This window comes from Neobacillus sp. SAB-20_R2A, from assembly GCF_049568635.1.
In the GTDB taxonomy this organism is placed as follows: Bacteria; Bacillota; Bacilli; order Bacillales; family Cytobacillaceae; genus Neobacillus; species Neobacillus citreus.
In genome coordinates, this window is sequence record NZ_CP145895.1 from 5,375,900 (window position 1) to 5,395,698 (window position 19,799).

General features: G+C 41.3%; 16 protein-coding genes. 3 read left to right on the top strand and 13 right to left on the bottom strand.

Going from position 1 to position 19,799, the window contains the following annotated elements:
• Nucleotides 1-38: 38 nt before the first annotated feature.
• Both V5M37_RS26415 and V5M37_RS26420 read left to right on the top strand, forming a co-directional pair.
• Nucleotides 39-773, top strand: a complete 735-nt coding sequence (locus V5M37_RS26415) for an HAD family hydrolase (RefSeq protein WP_423799845.1) — start codon at nucleotides 39-41, stop codon at nucleotides 771-773.
• Between the two features lie 33 nt (nucleotides 774-806).
• The gene (locus V5M37_RS26420; RefSeq protein WP_423799846.1) at nucleotides 807-1,709 is read left to right on the top strand and encodes a hypothetical protein; all 903 of its coding nucleotides are present in this window, start codon (nucleotides 807-809) and stop codon (nucleotides 1,707-1,709) included.
• A gap of 68 nt (nucleotides 1,710-1,777) precedes the next feature.
• Here the strand turns inward: V5M37_RS26420 and V5M37_RS26425 are convergent, their stop codons facing one another.
• Both V5M37_RS26425 and V5M37_RS26430 read right to left on the bottom strand, forming a co-directional pair.
• The gene (locus V5M37_RS26425; protein WP_423799847.1) at nucleotides 1,778-2,500 is read right to left on the bottom strand and encodes a hypothetical protein; all 723 of its coding nucleotides are present in this window, start codon (nucleotides 2,498-2,500) and stop codon (nucleotides 1,778-1,780) included.
• Nucleotides 2,501-2,512: 12 nt separating this feature from the next.
• Nucleotides 2,513-6,442: a PAS domain S-box protein gene (locus V5M37_RS26430; RefSeq protein ID WP_423799848.1), complete on the bottom strand. Its 3,930-nt coding sequence runs from the start codon at nucleotides 6,440-6,442 to the stop codon at nucleotides 2,513-2,515.
• Between the two features lie 298 nt (nucleotides 6,443-6,740).
• On the opposite strand from V5M37_RS26430, the gene V5M37_RS26435 reads away from it, so the two are divergent.
• Nucleotides 6,741-7,454 carry a DUF421 domain-containing protein gene (locus V5M37_RS26435; protein WP_423799849.1) on the top strand — a complete coding sequence of 238 codons (714 nt, stop codon included), beginning with the start codon at nucleotides 6,741-6,743 and terminating at the stop codon, nucleotides 7,452-7,454.
• Between the two features lie 66 nt (nucleotides 7,455-7,520).
• Here V5M37_RS26435 and V5M37_RS26440 read toward each other — a convergent pair whose 3' ends face one another.
• The 11 genes from V5M37_RS26440 to larE all read right to left on the bottom strand — a co-directional run bounded on the left by V5M37_RS26440 (nucleotide 7,521) and on the right by larE (nucleotide 19,634).
• The gene (locus V5M37_RS26440; RefSeq protein WP_423799850.1) at nucleotides 7,521-7,769 is read right to left on the bottom strand and encodes a hypothetical protein; all 249 of its coding nucleotides are present in this window, start codon (nucleotides 7,767-7,769) and stop codon (nucleotides 7,521-7,523) included.
• A gap of 30 nt (nucleotides 7,770-7,799) precedes the next feature.
• Nucleotides 7,800-8,960 carry a Ger(x)C family spore germination protein gene (locus V5M37_RS26445; protein WP_423799851.1) on the bottom strand — a complete coding sequence of 387 codons (1,161 nt, stop codon included), beginning with the start codon at nucleotides 8,958-8,960 and terminating at the stop codon, nucleotides 7,800-7,802.
• Complete coding sequence (locus V5M37_RS26450) at nucleotides 8,957-10,414, bottom strand: spore germination protein (RefSeq protein ID WP_423799852.1); 1,458 nt, start codon at nucleotides 10,412-10,414, stop codon at nucleotides 8,957-8,959. The genes V5M37_RS26445 and V5M37_RS26450 overlap by 4 nt, the downstream gene beginning before the upstream one ends.
• Nucleotides 10,380-11,507, bottom strand: a complete 1,128-nt coding sequence (locus V5M37_RS26455) for a GerAB/ArcD/ProY family transporter (RefSeq protein ID WP_423799853.1) — start codon at nucleotides 11,505-11,507, stop codon at nucleotides 10,380-10,382. The genes V5M37_RS26450 and V5M37_RS26455 overlap by 35 nt, the downstream gene beginning before the upstream one ends.
• A gap of 308 nt (nucleotides 11,508-11,815) precedes the next feature.
• The gene (locus V5M37_RS26460; RefSeq protein WP_423799854.1) at nucleotides 11,816-12,115 is read right to left on the bottom strand and encodes a hypothetical protein; all 300 of its coding nucleotides are present in this window, start codon (nucleotides 12,113-12,115) and stop codon (nucleotides 11,816-11,818) included.
• A 171-nt stretch (nucleotides 12,116-12,286) separates the two neighbouring features.
• Nucleotides 12,287-12,730 (bottom strand): DUF456 domain-containing protein, encoded by a 444-nt coding sequence (locus V5M37_RS26465; RefSeq protein ID WP_423799855.1) that lies wholly within the window; start codon nucleotides 12,728-12,730, stop codon nucleotides 12,287-12,289.
• Between the two features lie 198 nt (nucleotides 12,731-12,928).
• Nucleotides 12,929-14,182, bottom strand: coding sequence for a lactate racemase domain-containing protein (locus V5M37_RS26470; protein ID WP_423799856.1), 1,254 nt, complete (start codon nucleotides 14,180-14,182; stop codon nucleotides 12,929-12,931).
• A gap of 107 nt (nucleotides 14,183-14,289) precedes the next feature.
• Nucleotides 14,290-15,297 (bottom strand): 4-hydroxythreonine-4-phosphate dehydrogenase PdxA, encoded by a 1,008-nt coding sequence (gene pdxA, locus V5M37_RS26475; protein WP_423799857.1) that lies wholly within the window; start codon nucleotides 15,295-15,297, stop codon nucleotides 14,290-14,292.
• A 56-nt stretch (nucleotides 15,298-15,353) separates the two neighbouring features.
• Entirely contained in the window at nucleotides 15,354-16,709 is a 1,356-nt protein-coding gene (locus V5M37_RS26480) for a four-carbon acid sugar kinase family protein (protein WP_423799858.1), read from the bottom strand.
• Between the two features lie 287 nt (nucleotides 16,710-16,996).
• Nucleotides 16,997-18,769, bottom strand: coding sequence for a PrpR N-terminal domain-containing protein (locus tag V5M37_RS26485; protein WP_423799859.1), 1,773 nt, complete (start codon nucleotides 18,767-18,769; stop codon nucleotides 16,997-16,999).
• Between the two features lie 43 nt (nucleotides 18,770-18,812).
• Complete coding sequence (gene larE, locus V5M37_RS26490; protein WP_423799860.1) at nucleotides 18,813-19,634, bottom strand: ATP-dependent sacrificial sulfur transferase LarE; 822 nt, start codon at nucleotides 19,632-19,634, stop codon at nucleotides 18,813-18,815.
• Nucleotides 19,635-19,799: the final 165 nt, after the last annotated feature.

A 19,799-nucleotide genomic window follows, 5' to 3' on the forward strand; every position in this document is an offset into this window, starting at 1 on the left:
TTTAAAGGATAATATGTTATTAATAGGAAAAATTAGCTATGGCAAAAGAATCGCAAAAATGTGCAGCTGGTATAAAGGAATGTGACAAAATGAAGTTAATGGTTTTTGATGTGGACGGGACTTTGTCTGAGCACGGAACAGCAATTCCTGAGGAAGTGGCGGAACAATTAAGGCACTATGAACAAAGCGGGCTCATGATTGGAATTTGTTCCGGGAAACCGGCCTATTACTTAGCAGGCTTGGCGCGGGGGATGGGATTGAAAAAGGCCCAAATAATCGGCGAAAACGGCGGCGTTATTTTTAATGCTGCCACGTTAGAGGAATCTTATATTGTCAAAAGACCTCCGGTATTAGATGAAATCGAAAAGAAAGCCGTGGCAGATTTTAAGGATAAGATTTGGATTCAACCCAACCGCATCGCCTTGACTATTTTTCCAAAAAACCAACAGGAAGTCCCGCACCTTGCGGAATATATCAGGGAAATGCTGACCCCGATTGAAAAAGAGGTCGTGATGTATGTGCATGTGGATGCCATCGACATTGTTCCTGTTGGGGTGGACAAAGGGGCCGCTTTAAAAAAGCTGGCGAAAGAATTACAAATAGAGAAGGAAAATATCCTGGCCTTTGGCGACTCCGCCAATGACCTGCCAATGTTCCGCGAATCCGGCAAGGTGGTCATGATTGGCCAGCGGATTGAATATCCAAACGCCGTATCATTCGAAAGCATCCATGAGGCCTTTCAATCAAAAACCGTCCATGACTTCGTTAAATAGAAAAATGGCAAAGGGGAAAAGGGGAAGTTACAGTTGAAAGCGGAAGTATACATACTTGGACTGTTTACATTTCAAGGGGAAGAAGACGAAAATATCGTTTTTAGCAATGAACAATTAGACATAATCAATACCAATATCGAAAATCAATTGGGCATCAAAAGAGTCAACCAGCCCAGTAAATGGGTTAACTATCCTTTGAATCAAAAGGAAATAATGGCAAGCCTTCACACATCGGCTTGTACCATCACAACAGCGGAAATGGGATATTACCATCATCGCGTCATTTTCCGGTTTATTCTTGAAGGGGAAAACCTACACCCTGAACTGCGTAATATAAGGCAAAACCTGAAATCCTATTCAAAGGAAATTATCCAAAATGCCATCATTCAGCCGAACCGGGCTCTAAAGTTTATAGACTTTGACATTTACCCGCTTTTTATTATCCATGAAGGGTTTAACTTTTTCATGAAAAAAGAAGACCCGGTCTTCTCGAATGATACAACGACAATGGCCTTTGATATCACCGAACCTAGTAAACTATCACCGATTGGCAAGAAGTATAACATTCGCATCAGTATCCCTTCGACGATTATCTATTCAAGGGCCGGGGTCAGCGACGATTTTCTCAAAGCGATGATCAATTCCATCTATCAATACTGTCTCTATGAAAAAAAGGAACTAAATAAGCAGAAGAAAATCACGGATATTGGCGAAGGACAGCTGGTCAAATTATGGCATCATATTATCGACACGATGGGCGGCAGGACGCTCGACAAAAATATTGCAAAGGTATCGCAGACGAATTACATCCTGGCCTTTGCCGCACTTCTGATTGCGATTGTCGCTTTCGATATCGAAAAATTCACGTCCAACTGGCACTATTTAACCAGTTCCGTCAAAACCTTTGTCAACGTAATATTTTCAATATTTCATTAAGGGCAAATAAAACAGGTACCTGACCCCCGCTGCTTTAAAGTGTTAATGCAGCGGGGGTCAGGTACCCTTTACTCTATAGCATCAATTTCTACTAAATCCCAAGAGGTGACAATGGCGAGCGGTTTTTGCTGCTGTTCTCCGGTTTCTGTAATGATGACGGCCTCAAGCTTTTGATTTTTTAAGTGATATTGTTCAAAAATCTCTTCTACCTCGAAGATATCAATATCTTTGCCAACAAACTCGACACGGCGATTTCTTTTTTCAGAAAACAGCTCTCCTACTTCTACTTCGTCAATCACGATACTGTTGCCGGTTAGATGATTGGCAAACCAACCGATGATTTCCTCCGCCGTTAACAGCCACTTAAAACCGTTCTCATCATAAATAGGAAAAAGCGAAACGGATTTCTTTTGGATAACTGTTAAGATATCCTTTAGTCTAGCATTTTCATAATAGTAGAATACTGGTTTAGAAGCAATAGAATATGCCGCCTTTGGCTCTAAGAGCAACTCGGCAATCAGTTCGATTTTTTCAACGACAGCCTCATGCGGCTCCGCTATATAAAACCCTAGTTCCACCTTGTCATGGACAATGGAGTTCCGGAGGCGGGCAAACATTTTCAAGTCATGGTAGTACTTTCGAATAATCGAATGACGCGGAAACCCTGACCGAAGCAGGTCGGTAAACTTGTCGGATCGTTCCTCCACTATATTCCGTTGCAGCCAGGCATGTATTTGGTTGAAGGCCACTTCGAATCGTTCTGATAGTTTTTGATTTTGCAATGTTGTCATACGCGTTATCTCCTATAACGGCAGCCTCACCTGCGCGGTGGTACCGTGGTTTCCTTTGCTTTGAAAGGTGATCGTTCCATTGTGCTGCTTGATGATTCTAAAGCAGATCATCAGGCCAAGGCCTGTCCCCTTTTCCTTGTTGCTGTAGAAAGGCTCACCAAGTCTTTTGATACGCTCCTCACTGATTCCAATTCCGTTATCGATGACCTGAAGCAGCAGCTGGTTACACTCAACCCCTACCGTGATTTTAATCAGACCTTTTCGTTTGGTATCCAGCGCATCCATACTATTTTTGCAGAGATTCAACAGCACCTGTTTGATTTGGTTAGTGTCGCACATTATCGTCGGGAGATCTGGCTCTATTTCCAGCAGAATTTCCACATCCTTCAGGTGCGCCTCCGATTTGATTAAGGTCTCCACCTCTTTTAACAAAACTGGAATATTCACTTGCTTCAGCTGGATTTCCTGAGGTCTTGCCAGGGAAAGAAACTCCTTAATAATGTCCTCCACCCGGTCGAACTCGCCAAGTACCACATCAAAATATTCGTCCCTGATGATTCCCTGCTGGAATAGCTGAATAAACCCTTTAATCGAGGTCATCGGATTTCTGATTTCATGGGCAACACCGGCCGCTAGCTCACCCACCAATGATAATTTTTCCGATTTCGATAGCAGCTCCTCTGCTCTTCTTTTCTCGGTAATATCATTGCTGACCACCATGATATGTTCCACTTCTCCATTCTCACCAATAACCGGCGTGCCATTACATTCCAGCAGTCTCCAATCCCCGTTCGCATGTAAAAAGCGAAGTTCCACTTTCAGCGGAGATTTGCTATCCAACACCTCTGCAAATAGCTTCTCGATAAGCTGGGCATCTTCCGGATGAATCAGATGTGCCGTATTGTTTCCTATAAAAAATTCAGGAGCATAACCGAGTACGGTTTGATGAGACGGAGAGGCATAAACACTCTTTCCGTTCCGATCAAATAAAATAATCAAATCGGTCATATTCTCCGTAATCAACCGGTACTTATTTTCACTATCATGCAAGGCTTTCTCCACTTTTCTTCTTTCCGTAATATCCACACACGAAGCGATGACCTCGACGACTTCCCCGCCTCGTTTAATCGGGCTTAACGCAGCAAGGTAGGTAACGCCATTCAGCTCGCCTTCGTAGGAAACATGTTCTTCCCCGTCCCAAGCCCTTTGATAGTAAACTTCCTTGTCTTCGGCATACTCCTTAGGTAAAAACTCTGCTAAACTCTTTCCTACAACAAGACTAGGGATAAGGCCAAGCCGATACAGCAACTCCCCATCACACAGGGTATGAATGAAACGGCCATTAATTTTTTTATACTTAAAGGTCATCCCTTGCTGAAGGCGGATGGTTTCATTTAATTCTTTTCTCGCAATCCTGACGAATTCTTCCGCCCACTTGCGTTCGTTGACGTCTTGAGATAAGCCGAATTCCTTTACCATCTGCTGAATGGCAAACCAATTGTTTTCAACTTCTTCGGCCGCTACAGGTTTTGTAAAAAAGTAACCCTGCCCTTCGTCACAAAGATGTTGCTGCAGGAACAATAACTGTTCCTTTGTCTCGATTCCTTCCGCTACCACACTCAAGTTTAAATTGTGCGCCATCGAAATGATCGTTTTGACAATGGTCTCGTCATTTGGGTTTTTGTGCACACGCTGGACAAACTCCTGATCAATTTTTAACGTATCGACGGGGAATTTTTGCAGGTAATTTAACGAACTAAATCCCTTTCCAAAATCGTCGATACTAATCCGCACACCAAGCTTTTTTAGCTTTTGTAACGTATAAATAGTCCGTTCAATACTGGCCGTCATGCTTTCCGTGATCTCAAGCTCTAAAAATCGAGGCTCTAACTCCGTCTCGTACAAGACGATTGCAACGGTTTCATGCAAATTGGATTGCGTAAACTGACGTGCCGAGAGATTAACTGAGACCGTGGTCGAAAAACCTTTGCGCTGCCAGTCCTTGCATTGCTTGCAGGCGGTAAACAAGGCCCACTCGCCAATAGGAGTGATCAACCCAGTTTCTTCCGCGATCGGGATAAAGGTACCGGGAGCAATCATCCCAAATTCCGAATGGTTCCAGCGGATTAACGCCTCCACCCCGGTTATTTTCCCTGTTTTTAAATTCACCTTTGGCTGGTAATGAAGAAGCAGCTCTTCTTTTTCCAGCGCCTTATGGAGGTCCATCTCGATTTTCAATGGATTCATGTTGGATTTACGTTCTTTTTGGGAATAAAATTTAAAATTATTTTTTCCGTCATTCTTGGCATGGTACATGGCGAAATCCGCTTTTTTGATAAGGATTTCCACGCTTTCGCCATCTTCCGGATACATGCTGATTCCAATGCTCGGAGATGTAAAAATATCATAGTTTTCGATTTGGAAAGGCTCACTCAGAATATCGAGTATTCTTCTCGATACGATGGAAGCGACATCGCGATCGGCATTTTTTAAAATAATGATAAATTCATCTCCGCCCTGCCTGAACACAATGTCCTTATCGTGCAGGGATGACTTCATCCGTTCCGCTACTTCCTTTAATAAATGATCTCCAGTCGTATGGCCAAGCGTGTCGTTGATCAACTTGAAGCGATCAAGGTCTAAAAAGAGAATCGCCACCTGCTGGTTTCGTTCTTGAGCAAGAACCAATTCCTTCGAAAGGGTCGTATTTAACTTATTTCGGTTGGGCAGGCCGGTTAAATAATCGTGGTACGCCATATGCTCATTGGTTTCTTCGATTTTCACCTGATTGGTAATGTCCTGTGCAATGCCAAAGACGCCATTAATTTGCCCATCCTGAACGATGGGAACAATGGTCACGTTGGCATGAACAATCAAGCCATTTCTATTTTTAATGGACGTTCGGAAATTTTGCGGTGTGCCATTTTTACATTGTTCAAAATGATAGATGGTATCTGGCAGCTTTTCCGGAACAATGAACCTTTGAAAAGATTGCTGCTTTAGCAATTCATCGTTTCGATACCCCATAAGATTTTCACAAACAGAATTAATACTTGTAAACTTCCCATCTAAATCAATAGAGAAGACACAGTTTGCATTATGTTCAAAAAGCGATTTGTAACGCAGGTTGTTTTCTTCTAATTCCTTCTGCAGTTTTTTATGCTTGGTGATGTCTTTGATAATACAGTACACACCGACCATTTTTTCATCAATCATAATTGGAATGCTGGTTGTGCTAGTGAAGAGAATTTCACCGCTTTTATGGACGATTCTTAATTCCATCCGCTCGGAGTGGCCACTTTTCGCAATTTTATAAGCTTGATAGGTTTTAGGTAGATCGGCCTTATAAACCCAATCTCTAAAAGACTTACTCATCAACTCTGCTTCACTGTATCCAGTTAAAGCCTCACAGCTTTTATTGACACTCGTCACTTTCCCTTTTAAATCCAGGGAACATACTAAATCATGGTTGTAGTTAAAAAGTGACTTATACCTTTTTTCGTTCATGATGAGCTGTTCCTGCAATTGTAGGGACTCTCTTTTTTGCTCGGTAATGTCATAGATGGACCCGCTAATAGCGCTGACTTTTCCATTCGAATCCAAAATCGAATGGGTGCGATTCTCGATCCACCTTACTTCGCCATCCGAACGAATAATGCGATATTCCACGGTCGTCGGGCTGTCCGTAAGCTGCCGGGCGATTGCATCGTCAAGAATCCACCGATCGTCCGGGTATACAGAGTTCCGCCACAGAAAAGGTTTATTCATAAAATCATCCTGTGTATACCCATAGATGGCGGCATTTCCCTTCGATACCCATAACGTATCCTTTGACAAATCCCTATACCAAATCGTTAATTCCGGACTCTCAACTAATTTTCCTAACGCTTCATTCATCCCCATATGCTCATCAAAAAGGGCAGCAATCGACATGACCTTCATATGTAAAACTCCGCTCCTTCAAGACATCCCTTAGTAGGTACTGTGTTTTCCATCAATTGACAAATATTCAAAATACTCTCCTCTCATTATACTATTTCTACCAATAAAGAGAAATGGAAGAAACATAGGAAAAAGGTCATAGCGAGGCAGGGGTGAGGCACGGGGACGGTTCTTATGCATCATTTAGACAAGAACCACCACCGCGTTCCTGCCAGGTTTTCTCGCATATTTATGATAGTTTTCGGTGAAAATAAAAAAACTTCTATTGCTTATAAACAATTTAGGTGGTGAGAGATTCGTGGTAGAGATTTTCGCGAGGGCAGTCGGTGCCTTTGTGGTACTTTTTCTTTTAACAAGGTTAATGGGTCGAAAGCAGGTTTCACAGCTTACCTTTTTTAATTATATCACCGGCATTTCCATTGGAGCGATTGCCGGGTCGTTTTCGGTTGACCCAACCTTAAAGATTACCTCAGGCTTTGTCAGCCTTTTAACATGGTGCGGACTGACCCTGCTGGTGGCGTTTTACGATGTCAAATCAAGATCCTTCCGCAAGGTTATTGAAGGGGAACCGGTCATCGTTATCAAACAAGGAAAAATACTCGAGCATGTCTTGAAAAAACAGCGACTCGACATGGATGAACTGCAAGTCTTGTTAAGGAATAAAGATGTTTTTTCGATCGAGGAGGTGGATTATGCGATTTTGGAGACAAATGGGGAATTGTCTGTTTTGCTGAAAGAACAAAAGCAGCCATTGAATCGCGGGGATTTACCATTGCCGGCACAGGCAATGGGCGTGGGAGGGCCTCAAGCTGCGCAGATTCCGATTCCCATACAGGTAATAGCGGATGGGAAAATCATTTATGAGAACCTTCAGCCATTTAACCTAGATATGGCCTGGGTCCACGAACAATTAGCCAAATACGGTACAGACCTTTCAGACGTTTTTTACGCAGAACTGCAAAAGGATGGTACTTTATATATTGATAAAAATACCGACCATTTTGTTCACTGAGGGTGAAGCAAAGGGACGGTTCTCGTGCATCATTGATGCACGAGAACCGTCCCCGCGTTTCATCTATTAAAACCATATCCTCTTATTATAATCATAGTCAGACACATCATAATTCTCTTCTTCTATTGTTGGGGAATTTTCTTCACAAGGCTCCTCCGACAGGTTGTTGGCTAGTAGTTCCATTAATAGTTCCATTGCTGCATCCCCTTTCCTCTTTCTATCTCTATTATAATGGAAGCGATTACATTTTGTCCCCTGGTTTTTACTGGAAATGATAAATAGGGACGGTTCTTTTGCACCACCAAAATGATGCACAAGAACTGTCCCCGTGCCTCAACCCGTGCCTCAAAAATCCCCATTGCCTCGCAGGTCATATTTATAGGCATTATAATGAAAGACTTGTACCTTAACGGTAACTTTACTTAGGGATTTTTTATCTAAATAAAAGTTCTTTGATTTTTTTAATTGTTGGTATTGTTTTGGGTGGGCCCGATACCATTTTTCCCCGGCGTTTAGGACATCAATCTGGTCGTCTACCCCTTTTTTATAAAGTGTTTCAAGGTTCTTTCTTATATCGCTTTCAATTAAATTCTTTAATTTTTTCATGGGGATATCCTCTATTTTTTCCAGTAAATCAGCATGCGCAAAAAGCTCTATTGAAAACTTTGGTGAAGCTGCGCCCTTTTCGTATTTTATTTTCATTTTTGGCGTAGTCAGCCTGACAGCAGCTACCAACTTTCCGTTATCTAACACTTTTCGATCTAATGCAACCCTATTTTCGAGCAGCCAATTAATATAAACTGCATCATTAAAAGGAAGAACTTTGATAAACTTTTTGTGCTGAAACACAGTATATCCATTAAAAAATAAAATGGGGAAGTTCTTTTCAGTCTTCCAACTATTTTTATCAATTTTGACTAATGGCAGTTTGGCCGCCCCCATCGGTTCATAATAGTCTCTTAAAAAACGCATGAGCGTGGTGGGCCTTATTTCATCCTCGGCCAGGTCACTGCCATCTTTTTTAAAAATCACCGTATACACCGCCGGATAGTCAAATAATGCTTTTGTATTAAAAACCTTTTGGATATTCTCTTCTGTCGTTACGACTCTAAGCGTGGGGCGAAGTGAACGATTTCTGCCTACTTCTTTAATTACTTCTTTCGCTTTGTGTTCGATTAACTGTTGACTTAACACAAGTGTTTTAACGTGTCCAAAAAACAAAGGCGGTTCTGACTTTTTATATAATTTACTTACCGCCAAATTTAGTGTTTCACCAGTGGCTGATGCCACAAAAGTCGGAATCGGTTCTACAGGCCTCCCTCCCTCTGTCTTTGCTACATTGGCAAAATTCAAACCTTGAATGTACGCAGTATATTCCTTCTTTTTCACATCATAATCCATACCAATCGCCACGATATAAGTGATATCTTGAATATTTTTTATTCCCGTACAGCCGGTAAAGATTAGACAACAGGCGATAACCAAAACGAGTTTCATTATTCTCATGATTGATCGCCCCTTGTGGGATCATTCGGGCTTGTGGATGCAGCTCTCGATTTATAAAATTGATTCGGAATTTTTAAGAATGCCTTCATCACTTCTTTTGCACTTATAGGTGCAACCGACGCGAGGTATGGAATGCCAAAGGAAGAAAGCGTTGAAAAATAAAATATCGTTAAAATAAAGCCGCTCACCACTCCAAATAATCCGAAAAAGGTACTAAGTAAAATAACAGAAAACCTGATAACCGTGATTCCTGTACTTAATGTTTGATTCACTAACGTAAATGACGAAATATAGGTGATCGCAGTTATGACCAGCATAGTGGGAGATGTCAAGCCTGCCCTTATGGCTGCATCCCCCACAATTAAGCCTCCTAATACCGCTACCGTTTGCCCGATCGCCCTCGGCAAGCGTACCCCAGCTTCATTAAACAGCTCAAATAAAAAGAGAATAATCACCATTTCAATGGGAGAAGACAAAGGAAGGCCGAAACGAGAGACTGCTACGGTTGCTACCAGTGTGTATGGAATCTGTTCAATGTTAAAGGATGATAAGGCGATCCACAAACCGGGTAAAAATGCGGATATCATTAACCCTATCAGTCTGATGATCCTCTCGACTGAAACATAAGCATAACTGATGTAATTGTCCTCGGGAGATTTGGTCTGTACCAGTAAACTAGTGGGGGCGACAGATACAGTAGGATTCCCGTCCACAAGCAAAGCAAATCTCCCTTGATTCAATGACTGAACAATAAAGTCCGGTCTCCCTGTATAATCCATAGTAGGAAAGACAGAATACGGACGATCTCGGACAAATGACTCAAGTTCATGAATACTCAATAAAACATCAGTTTCGACTTTATCCAGCCTTTTGTGAATCTCATTAAGAACTCTCTGATCAATGACATCTTCTAAATACATGAGAGCCACTTTTGTCTTACTTCTTTTTCCGATCGTGTATTTTTCTAGACATAGTGATGAGCTATTCAACCTTCTTCTGATAAGGGATATATTTGTTCTTATGTCCTCAACAAATCCGTCCTTTGGGCCTCTTATCGAAGTCTCGAGCGCTGACTCTTCAGGGATTCGTTTGGGAAAGTCGCATGCTAGAATACTTAAAAGGACATCATCGATTTTGAATAGGACTTCTCCCTCAAAAAGCAAATCGGATAAATCTTCAATCGATTTCAAGGTCATATCTTTTGCTTGAAAAAGGGATTTAAATTTGTTTTTTAGAGGAATTTCATTATGAAAACCAAGTTTAGGCAGGATGTATTGATCTAAATAATACCCATCAATTATGCTCTCAAAATAAAGCATTTCAAAGCTTTCCTGTCCTATATGATGCACTTTACATCGGAAATCCTGACTCCTCGCAAATTGATTTTTTAGCTCTTCGGCTTTTTCGTTTGTACCTGTTTTATGAAATGGAGTCGAGCTGCGTGTCCTTGCCAAGATGATCACCCTTTTTATTAAAAACTAAAACAAGCACAACAGATAACAGGATTTGTACTAGAAAAAATACCATGCATGCCGGCAAGAAATAATCATAAACAGCCTTATAGAAATAAAAAGTCTCGACTTTTATCATCATGAGACCGAATAAAAGGAGATACATAACGACAACGAGCTTTGGGTTCAGCCTGTAGGGTTGCTTCCTCGAAGTGAAAAATGTACCTAGCAGATACATGAATAAACCTACCCGGATTAATGCTCCACTCAGCCATTGGTATAAAGCGAAAAAGTCCAAATTAGAGATATATTCACCGATACTTAAAATACGCCATTGCTCATAGGCAGGATACCGAAAATTGACTGCATCTGTTGGGCCAAATTCCATGATGGCGGCGGATAGTGGTCCCAATATTAAGCCCGTTAAAATTGATAATAAAACGAACATTTGTCTAAATTTAATAGGTTCTTGGGAATATGGCTGTAATAAAATAACCACGTATATCTCGAGGAGACCAGCCAGTCCATAAATGGCCCCTTTCATAAGAGGGGCATAACCCTCGGCGAGAACTGGAAACAACAAACTAGGATCCTTATGATGAATGTTTGTAAATGCAATAAAGAACCCTAGCAGCATCACAATCGGTAAAAGGAATCCGCTCGCTATCGCCATTGCTTTTACCCCGCCAAGTGTAACAAGAAAACATACAGAAATTAGAATAATATTAATCATAAGAATGGGAGCATCGGCAAGAAAATAGGCACTTAACCAAATCATTAAGTCCCTTAAGGTGATATAGCAGCTTGTCAACAAAAAGAGCATCATCGGAATAAACAGGATGGTCGAGAACACCCTGCCTAAACGCTGTTTCATCAATGAAAAGAGTCCCTCTTTCGGACTTTTTTTGACAATAAAGTGAATTAGCCATGAAAAGAAGATGGCAATCGGGTAAACCAAAATAACACTTAACCAACTATCCCGCCCAGCAGCAGTGAGCAAATTCGGGATAAGAATCACATGGTTAAGCAATCCAGTCGAAAGAATAAGCAACATAAACAACTGTCTTGGAATCAAAATTTTTACTAAGCTCTGCATACAAATCTCCAATTTGAGGATAAGTTGGCTTTATTATCCCCGCTGAGGGAAATTATATGTAGGTGAGACACGGGGATGAGGCATGGGGACGGTTCTTTTGCTTCATGGCAGCAGGAGGGGTTTTTCTTTGCGAGAATATGAATGTCTGCATCAGAATTTATATTTTCATAATAAATAAAACAGCTTGCTAATTTTTATTAGCAAGCTGCTTTCGAAATGGGGAATGAGACCGGCCCTATGTTTCCGGTTCTTGTGCCTCAGAAAACGAAAATGAGGCACGAGAACCGTCCCCGTGCATCACCCATGTTTCAAAGCTTCCATTCCGGAAAGTCTGTATCTTTTTGTTTTTCATACTCTCTCATTCTGGAGTATGAGTTTGCCAGCCTTCTTACAATGTTTCCTTGTTGGCTCGCTGTTACTTCCTTACCCTTCAACTCTTCATATTTATTCTTTGCAAACATGTTTGCTACGTTTGCTAAACTTTCAATCGTGTCCATTAATTCAGGCTGATCACTGTTATACCTCTTGGCGATGGAGTAAATATAATCAAGTCTATTTTGAATAAGCTGAAGCGTTTCGATATCAAACTGATCCTGTTCCTTTTTCATCACATTCCACTCCTTATCATATCCTTATGTTTAAAAAGTGATAATGGAACTAAATAAAAAATAAATAAAAGTGGAATAGTTTCAGATGATGAAATTACTATTTTGATTGCCATGTAAAATAGTGATACAGCGAAAAGGGATGGCCAACGAAACCTACCCAAGGAGGACTTTTTAGAAAATTACATCAAAAGCAAACACACCAATCATAATCAGCTGGATAACGGCCTTTGCAACCGTCCCGCTTAAAAAGGCAATCAAGGTAGCAAACGCCACTTTCGTGGATTCTAGGAAGGATTTTTTTTGCAGCATTTCCGTGATTAATACCAAAACAAACGGGACAATAATGACGCCAAAAGGTGGAATCACAAAGCTTCCGATGATTAACCCTAGTGTTGCCGCCCGCATCCCCCATTTAGAACCGCCAGCTTTATCGACAAAGTGTAGATTTGCCAAATAATCCGCCAAAAATAAAACAATTGTCAATAAGGCAAGCATGGTCCACGAAAGCCAAGAAAGTTCATTTGGGTTAATTCCAAAGTGATACAGCACTACCCCTGCCCAAATGAGCAGCACTGAAGGAATAATCGGGTATACAAGACCGACAAAACTAAACACAAAGCAGGCAATGATAAAAATCCAGAATACAATACCGAGAATAATGATTACCTCTCTCCTATTTAAATTCTATCAACATCATTTCTATATTATGTAAAAATACTCCTCTTTCCAATACATATAAAAAAACAGCTTCCAACTTTGAAAGCTGCTTTTAATAATGATGCACAAGAACCGTCCCCATGCATCACCCATGCATCAATGCATTGGCAAGAAATATCCATCTTGGTCGAATTTCATTTCTTGGAGTTCTTCTAGTACTTCGATGTTGTCTTTGTCTTTTAGTTCGTTGAAGATGACTTCTGATACGTATAGTTCGCCGATGTGGAGGGTGTTTGGAATCCTTACAATTCTTGCTTGTTCCGGTGCCACTCCCCAGGTAGCGCGCAGTGCTGCCTTCAATGCTGCTTCGTCATTGTCCAGGACAATTGGAATACTTGCACGAGCTAAGAAGGTGCTGGTGACGACATTTTCGTTCATGGTTTTGATATCGATTTTTTCAAATAAACGCTTGGTAGTTAAATCCGCTAAGCCGATTCCTAAAGCGTTGCCGTGGCTGACCTCGCTTAAATTGGAGGCAATGACATATTTGATGCTTGGCTTTTTCGGCTCCTCTACGCCCAACACCCGGATCCGGCCGATAATGTTTGTATCAAAGCCGGTACCGCTATAGTTTTTGCCGATTTCATCGACGAGCAAAATATCCATTTCATCGACTGGAAGGCTTGGCATCAACGTAAATGCTTTTTTCAATAATTCTCTTTCACGTTCTTCAATCTGATCCGGTTCAATCGCTTCAATAATCGCCGTTTCTTCATGAGCATTTTCCACAATGCCAATTCCAAATAGAGTATTGGACTTGGCAATCGCCACTTTCCCTACTTCAGGCATCATTTCGCTGATTCCTTTGATGCCATAAGTATGTAAAGCCAGGGCTTGTTTATGCTTACCCATTCCGATCGACGCCATTTTTAAGACGCCGCTTTCAATTTTATTTTTAAAATCTGTATGCGGCTTGATGCGGCCCATAACGATGATGCCATCTGCATTGTAAGCTATTTTGTCTACATAAACAGGGATTCCTTCTGACGTTACGCCAACTTCCACGACATCCATGGAGGAACGGATTTCGCAGCCAGTGTATTCTTCGGTTACACCTAAGCTTTCGACCATCTCTTTTTGCCCTTCAGCTGTAGCGCCGCCGTGGCTTCCCATTGCTGGAAAGACAAATGGAGTTGCGCCTCTCTTCCTAATTTCATCCGCCACGCTCTTCACGATTAACGGGATATTGTTAATCCCACGGCTGCCTACGGTAATGGCAATCTCCATGCCCGGCTTGATTTTTTCATCGGCATTGACTTGCTGAAATTGTTCTGCAATCGTTCCAGGGATATCCTGTAAACTTTCCACTTGAAATTTTTGTCTTATTTTCGCCATTTTAGGAAAAGACATTGTACTACTCCCCTTTCAAAAATAAACACCTTATTCATAAAAGAATTTCACACATACAAAGGCAGCAAGAGATCGGATAATGACCTCTTGCTTCTATTTCATCGTATTTATATTGCCAAGTTCTCAGGAGCCAATTCAATCGCCATGCGGATTGCTTCTTTTAATGATTGCTCATCCGCAATATTTTTTCCAGCGATATCAAAAGCAGTTCCGTGGTCAACGCTAGTACGGATTGTTGGCAGACCAACGGTAATATTTACGCCTGCTTCCAGACCCAATACTTTAATTGGTCCATGGCCCTGGTCATGATATTGGGCTACAACAATATCAAAATCACCGCGTCTTGCTCTGAAGAACAAGGTATCAGCAGGAAGCGGACCTTGTACATTAATACCTTCTGCCTGCGCTTTTTCTATAGCAGGAACAATCTTTTCTTCTTCTTCCCCATGTCCAAACAGGCCATTTTCACCGGCATGCGGATTGATGCCGCAAACTGCAATACGTGGAGACTTGATCCCTGCTTTTTGCAATGTATCATGCGCAAGTTTGATGACAGTATATTGACGCTCAGCATTAATTTTATGAATAGCGTCAAGAAGGCCGATATGGGTAGTTACATGAATCACCCGTAAGTTTGGTGCAGAAAGCATCATCGCGAAATCCTTTGTATTGGTCAATTCTGCCAAAATTTCAGTGTGGCCAGGATACATATGGCCGGCTTTGTGAAGCGCTTCTTTATTTAAAGGAGCGGTACAAATGCCGTGAATTCTTTGTTCGTTCGCAAAAGAAATGGATTTTTCCAAGTAACGGAATGCTGCATTTCCAGCCTCTGGAGAAACTTGTCCCCAAGGTAAATCTTCGGAAACTAAATCTAGATCGATAATATCGATAGTTCCGTATTCATACTTGGCATCTTCAGGATTTGCAATGCTGTTTAATTGAAGATCAACATTGGTAACACCCAAAGCTCTTTTTAAAATTTTTAAATCGCCGACTACAAATGGGCGGCAGTTTTCATAGACGTTTTTGTCATTCAAGGACTTCACGATAATTTCCGGTCCGACACCTGAGGGGTCTCCCATTGTAATTGCAATAATTGGTTTATTTGCTGCCATTTTCGTTTCCTCCCGTTATTCTATTTTAAAAATATCTTCATATAAAAGCGTTGTAATTAGCCACACACATAAGACGGATCAGTATGACGCCAATCGCAGTTTTTAACATGAGCATTTACATCTGTAATGGTTTGTAAAGCATTAGCGAGGGCTTGGTCCGTTCCAAAGGCACCCGCTTTTGTCACAAGCGGCAAACCGTCAAAGAAGCCGCCGAACAATTTCCCGTAAGGAATCCCGGCTTCCACTTCACCAATGACCCGAATTCCTTCACCGTTCAATACCTTACAAGTGGCTCCTGCAATATCCCCGCCGGTTAAAACTGCCCCGCAAATAGGCTTGCTATCAATTAATTGGCCGGCAATCACGCCCATCGATTCGGCAATGGTATATCCTACATCAAAGTTGGATAATCCAAGCTTCTGCTGCAGGTCCTTCACTCCATTAATAGCCCCGCGTTCGCGATTGGTCGTGACCACTAGATCGCCTTTTTCCAGCAACGCCTGGCCAGCTTTCACAATCCGTTCGATTTCCCGTTTTCTTCTATCTTCATAAAAGAATTCTTCCGGGGAAATGACAATTTCTTTGACATGATAGTTTTCTTTCAAGACTTGAATTTGCCGGTCAATGACAGGATTTACACTGCCTGCAACGACCAGGACTGGAAGCCGTTCACCCGACTGTTGATGACGTAATCGCTCTTCGGGCTGGCCAGTGTTAAAAAGATGATAAGCGATTCCGGCTGAACCTACCCAAAGGAAATTCTCCTTTAAAAATTCTGCAGCTTCGACTATAGTTTTTAATTCCTCATCAGTCGTTGCATCTACAATAATAATTTTTGAAACACTTTCCGAGGCTAGCTCATTCATTTTTTTAAATAAATGGTTTTTTCCTTTTCGTACATCGGAAATGGAAATGATTGCGACTTCCCGTTTGCTTTGCTCCTGCAGCAACTTGGGCAGGTAGCTTTCTGTTACCGGGCAGACAGGATCCTGAGCGATCGGTGTTTCCTCTAAAAGAACACCATTCACATAATGATTTCCGTTCATGGTCACGCGATTGCTTTTCGGAAAAGCCGGAACCACAAACGAGGTTTTTAACTTATATGCATCCATGACTGCATCGATTTCCGGACCAATATTTCCCCGCATGGTAGAATCAATTTTCTTGAAGACTTTTGAAACAGACAATTTATTCAATTGTGCCGCTAGATTAAAAACCGCTTCATAAGCCTTTTCAGACGTTAAGGCACGGCTGTCTGAATTTAAGACAATCACATCTGCACGTAAATGTACTGGCTGTAATTGCGTTTCGGCAAATAGCACTGTCGTGTTTAACCCTTGTTTGGCAAATTGTACACCAGTATCATTGGCACCCGTTAAATCGTCTGCTATAACCGCTAGTTTCACCTGCATCCCGACCCCCTTTTACGCTAATTCTAGTTTGTCTTGTCTCGAGTTTTATTATTTTTCAACTGACTTAAATCGCCTATACATACTGGTACGATAAGTTCTGCAACAGATCAGTTGATTTTTAATTAAAGGCTCTAGATGCCGTTTTATTTTTCATCTAAAAACGCTTTCAGCACTATTAATATTAAAACAAAATGTTGCATTTGGCAATATCTATAGAAAAAATGTCATAAAAACTTTTATTTTATTGCGTTTTGCAACACAAACAACACAAAAAAAGACGCAAGCTATTATTTAAGCTTGCGCCACAGTGTGGAGCGGTTTATGCCAAGGCGTTTGGCTGCTTTTGATTGGTTTAAGCCTTCTTCTTCAAGAACTTTGGTGATGACTTGTTTTTCGATTTCCTCTAATGTACCGGTTAAATCGATAGGAGTTAAGGCTTCATCCTTTTTCTCCGGCTGCTCGCATTTTGCTAAAACCGCCGCCACATCTTCTTTTTCAATGTAATAAGAACTTGTTTGTTTAAACAATTGTTCGATTACTTGCTTTAGCTGTTCCACATTACCCGGCCAATCATAACGGGCAAGCTCGGCCAAAGCATCGGTGCGAATTCCAACGACAGCGTTTCCATATTTCGGATGAAGGTCAGATATAAAAACATGAACGAAATCCTCTATATCCTCCCGGCGTTCCCGGAGTAGCGGGATGTAAATTTTTTGCTGACCGAGCGTAGAGTATAGGTCACGATCAAACGTGCCGGTTTTTATCTTTTCTTCCATGTTGTTTTCGGATGACACCAGCCACTTTACTTTTGTGTGATGAGCATTCTTGACGAAATGGTATAACTCTTTTTGCATATCTGCGCTCAATTGGTCAATGTTTTTTACATAAATGACTCCATGAGCATATTTTTCAAGAAAGTCACTCATGAAATTCCTCAGCTGCTCTGTGCTTAATAAATCACCATGGAGCACAACAAACGGGTCGTACACGTTATTCCTTTTCACATAAATGGTGTGGGCAACTAATTCTTTACCATTACCCTTCCCACCGGAAATCCACACAGGTTCATCGTTCGCACTGTATTGATCAATCTGTTTTAACACCTTCTGAATCGGCTCGCTTTTTCCGGAAATCGGGACATACGAAGCGGACGTATGGAATTCGATAGCATTTTTCGCTTCCCTCTCCCCATCCTGCATCGCAGCTTGGTTCTGAATATTTTTTTCGAAAAATAAAGCAATCGTACCATTTTGCGGACAAGCAGTGATATTCCAGAATGACTGATTAATGTTAATGGTTCTTGTTTGCTTTTCCTTCATTAACAGCGTTTCTTGAATCAGCTTTTTTATATCGTTGGAATTTTCAACAATCATCCAATGAAATTCGCGATTGAAACGTTCATTCCCGTAAATGAGTTTCTCCTCTTTGTTAAAAATACCGATTGGTTGTTCGTTACAATCAAGAATGGATTGAAATAATGAAACGTCCTGCTGCAGCTGTGAGAAGATGCGATGGGATCTTTTCGCTTCTTCCAATGCTTCCATAATCGCTTCCTTGCCGGAAGTGATCAGCACTCCGGTCAGTCCCAACTGCTTTGCAGCTTGGACTGTGACAACGTCGCCAATAATCACTTCATAGCCATGCTTCTTTAAATTCGTTAAAATTTCTTTAACCTCAGTATCTTTTGAAATCGTTAGTGTTTTAATATCCAAATCAAGAATCTTACAGATTGTTGCAGCACCTTGGGTAATATTCGAAAATCCAACAATCGCCGATTTCCGGGAAAACCCTTTTACCAGAGTGATGATGCGTAATACATCATAGCCGGTCACCTGAATGTCAATCACAGGGATTGATACGGCCTCCTGAATCAAGGACGCAGTACCACCGCGGCTGATGATGACGTGATAGCCGTTATTTTCGGCTTCTTTTGCAATAGCGACACCTTCATACAGGTTCCCTAATTCAATATCAAGTTGAAAATCTTTGACTTCCTGCTGAATCTCTTTCATCATTTCGTATAGCCCCTCATACGGGACAATAACCAACGCTTTAATCATGTTCCCCTCACCTACTAAATTTCCTCTATTCTTTTATTTTCCATCAGGATTCACCTTTAGTAAAGCTCGGTGTTAGTACCTTATTCATGCTGCCGCTCATATAGCCTTGAAGATCAAGGGTGACATATTTATAGCCAAACGCTCGAAGGTTTTCTTGGATTTCTTGGTGGTTTGCTAAAATTAACTGCATATCTTGAGGTTCAACCTCAATTCTGGCGATCTCTTCATGCGTCCGGACACGAACTTGCCGAATCCCTAGTAATTTTAAATATGCCTCAGACTTTTCTACCTTTGTTAATTTTTCCTGAGTAATTCTTTCACCATAGGCAATCCGAGATGATAGGCAAGCTAATGATGGTTTTTCCCAGGTAGGCAGGTTTAATTGCTTGGAAAGCTCCCGGATTTCTTCTTTAAAGAGATTCGCCTCCTGAAGCGGACCGCGGACTCCATGCTCTCTCGCTGCACGAACGCCAGGACGATGTTCACTCATGTCATCGGCGATTAAACCATAGACCACGTTTTGAAATTCCTTTTCATGCATAATTGGTACAATTTCTTCGAACAACCCATTTTTGCAAAAATAGCAGCGGTTCCGGTCATTTTCTGCGTAGCCCGGAATATTCAGTTCAGAGGTTTCAATTACTTGGTGTGTGGCCCCGATCAGCTTGGCGAGCTTTTTCGCTTCTTCTAGTTCACTTGAAGGGTATGTTTCAGAATCTGCCGTTACAGCCAATACGTTTTGCACTCCTAAAACATCAACCGCCACTTTTAATAATAACGTACTGTCGACACCTCCGGAAAAAGCAACAACCACATTGCCCATCTCTATTAAGATATCTTTCAAACGCTCATATTTCTCGTTCATGCAGATTTCCACCTATCTATATTTTCGTATATATTTTATTGATGCAAAACAAACATTTTTTAAAAAAATTTCTCTTTTGCATTTTGCAACACATTTTTATTATAAGCGAATTTCTCTCAAAGTAAAAGTAATTACTAAAGCGATTTCAAGAATATATCTTTTTAA

Coding starts and splice junctions, on each gene's coding strand:
- V5M37_RS26485 (WP_423799859.1), bottom strand. CDS start 18,769: ATGATTAAAGCGTTGGTTATTGTCCCGTATGAGGGGCTATACGAAATG.
- V5M37_RS26480 (WP_423799858.1), bottom strand. CDS start 16,709: ATGCAGGTGAAACTAGCGGTTATAGCAGACGATTTAACGGGTGCCAAT.
- pdxA (WP_423799857.1), bottom strand. CDS start 15,297: ATGGCAGCAAATAAACCAATTATTGCAATTACAATGGGAGACCCCTCA.
- V5M37_RS26460 (WP_423799854.1), bottom strand. CDS start 12,115: ATGAAAAAGGAACAGGATCAGTTTGATATCGAAACGCTTCAGCTTATT.
- V5M37_RS26430 (WP_423799848.1), bottom strand. CDS start 6,442: ATGAAGGTCATGTCGATTGCTGCCCTTTTTGATGAGCATATGGGGATG.
- V5M37_RS26455 (WP_423799853.1), bottom strand. CDS start 11,507: ATGCAGAGCTTAGTAAAAATTTTGATTCCAAGACAGTTGTTTATGTTG.
- V5M37_RS26415 (WP_423799845.1), top strand. CDS start 39: ATGGCAAAAGAATCGCAAAAATGTGCAGCTGGTATAAAGGAATGTGAC.
- V5M37_RS26445 (WP_423799851.1), bottom strand. CDS start 8,960: ATGAGAATAATGAAACTCGTTTTGGTTATCGCCTGTTGTCTAATCTTT.
- larE (WP_423799860.1), bottom strand. CDS start 19,634: ATGAACGAGAAATATGAGCGTTTGAAAGATATCTTAATAGAGATGGGC.
- V5M37_RS26470 (WP_423799856.1), bottom strand. CDS start 14,182: ATGTCTTTTCCTAAAATGGCGAAAATAAGACAAAAATTTCAAGTGGAA.
- V5M37_RS26425 (WP_423799847.1), bottom strand. CDS start 2,500: ATGACAACATTGCAAAATCAAAAACTATCAGAACGATTCGAAGTGGCC.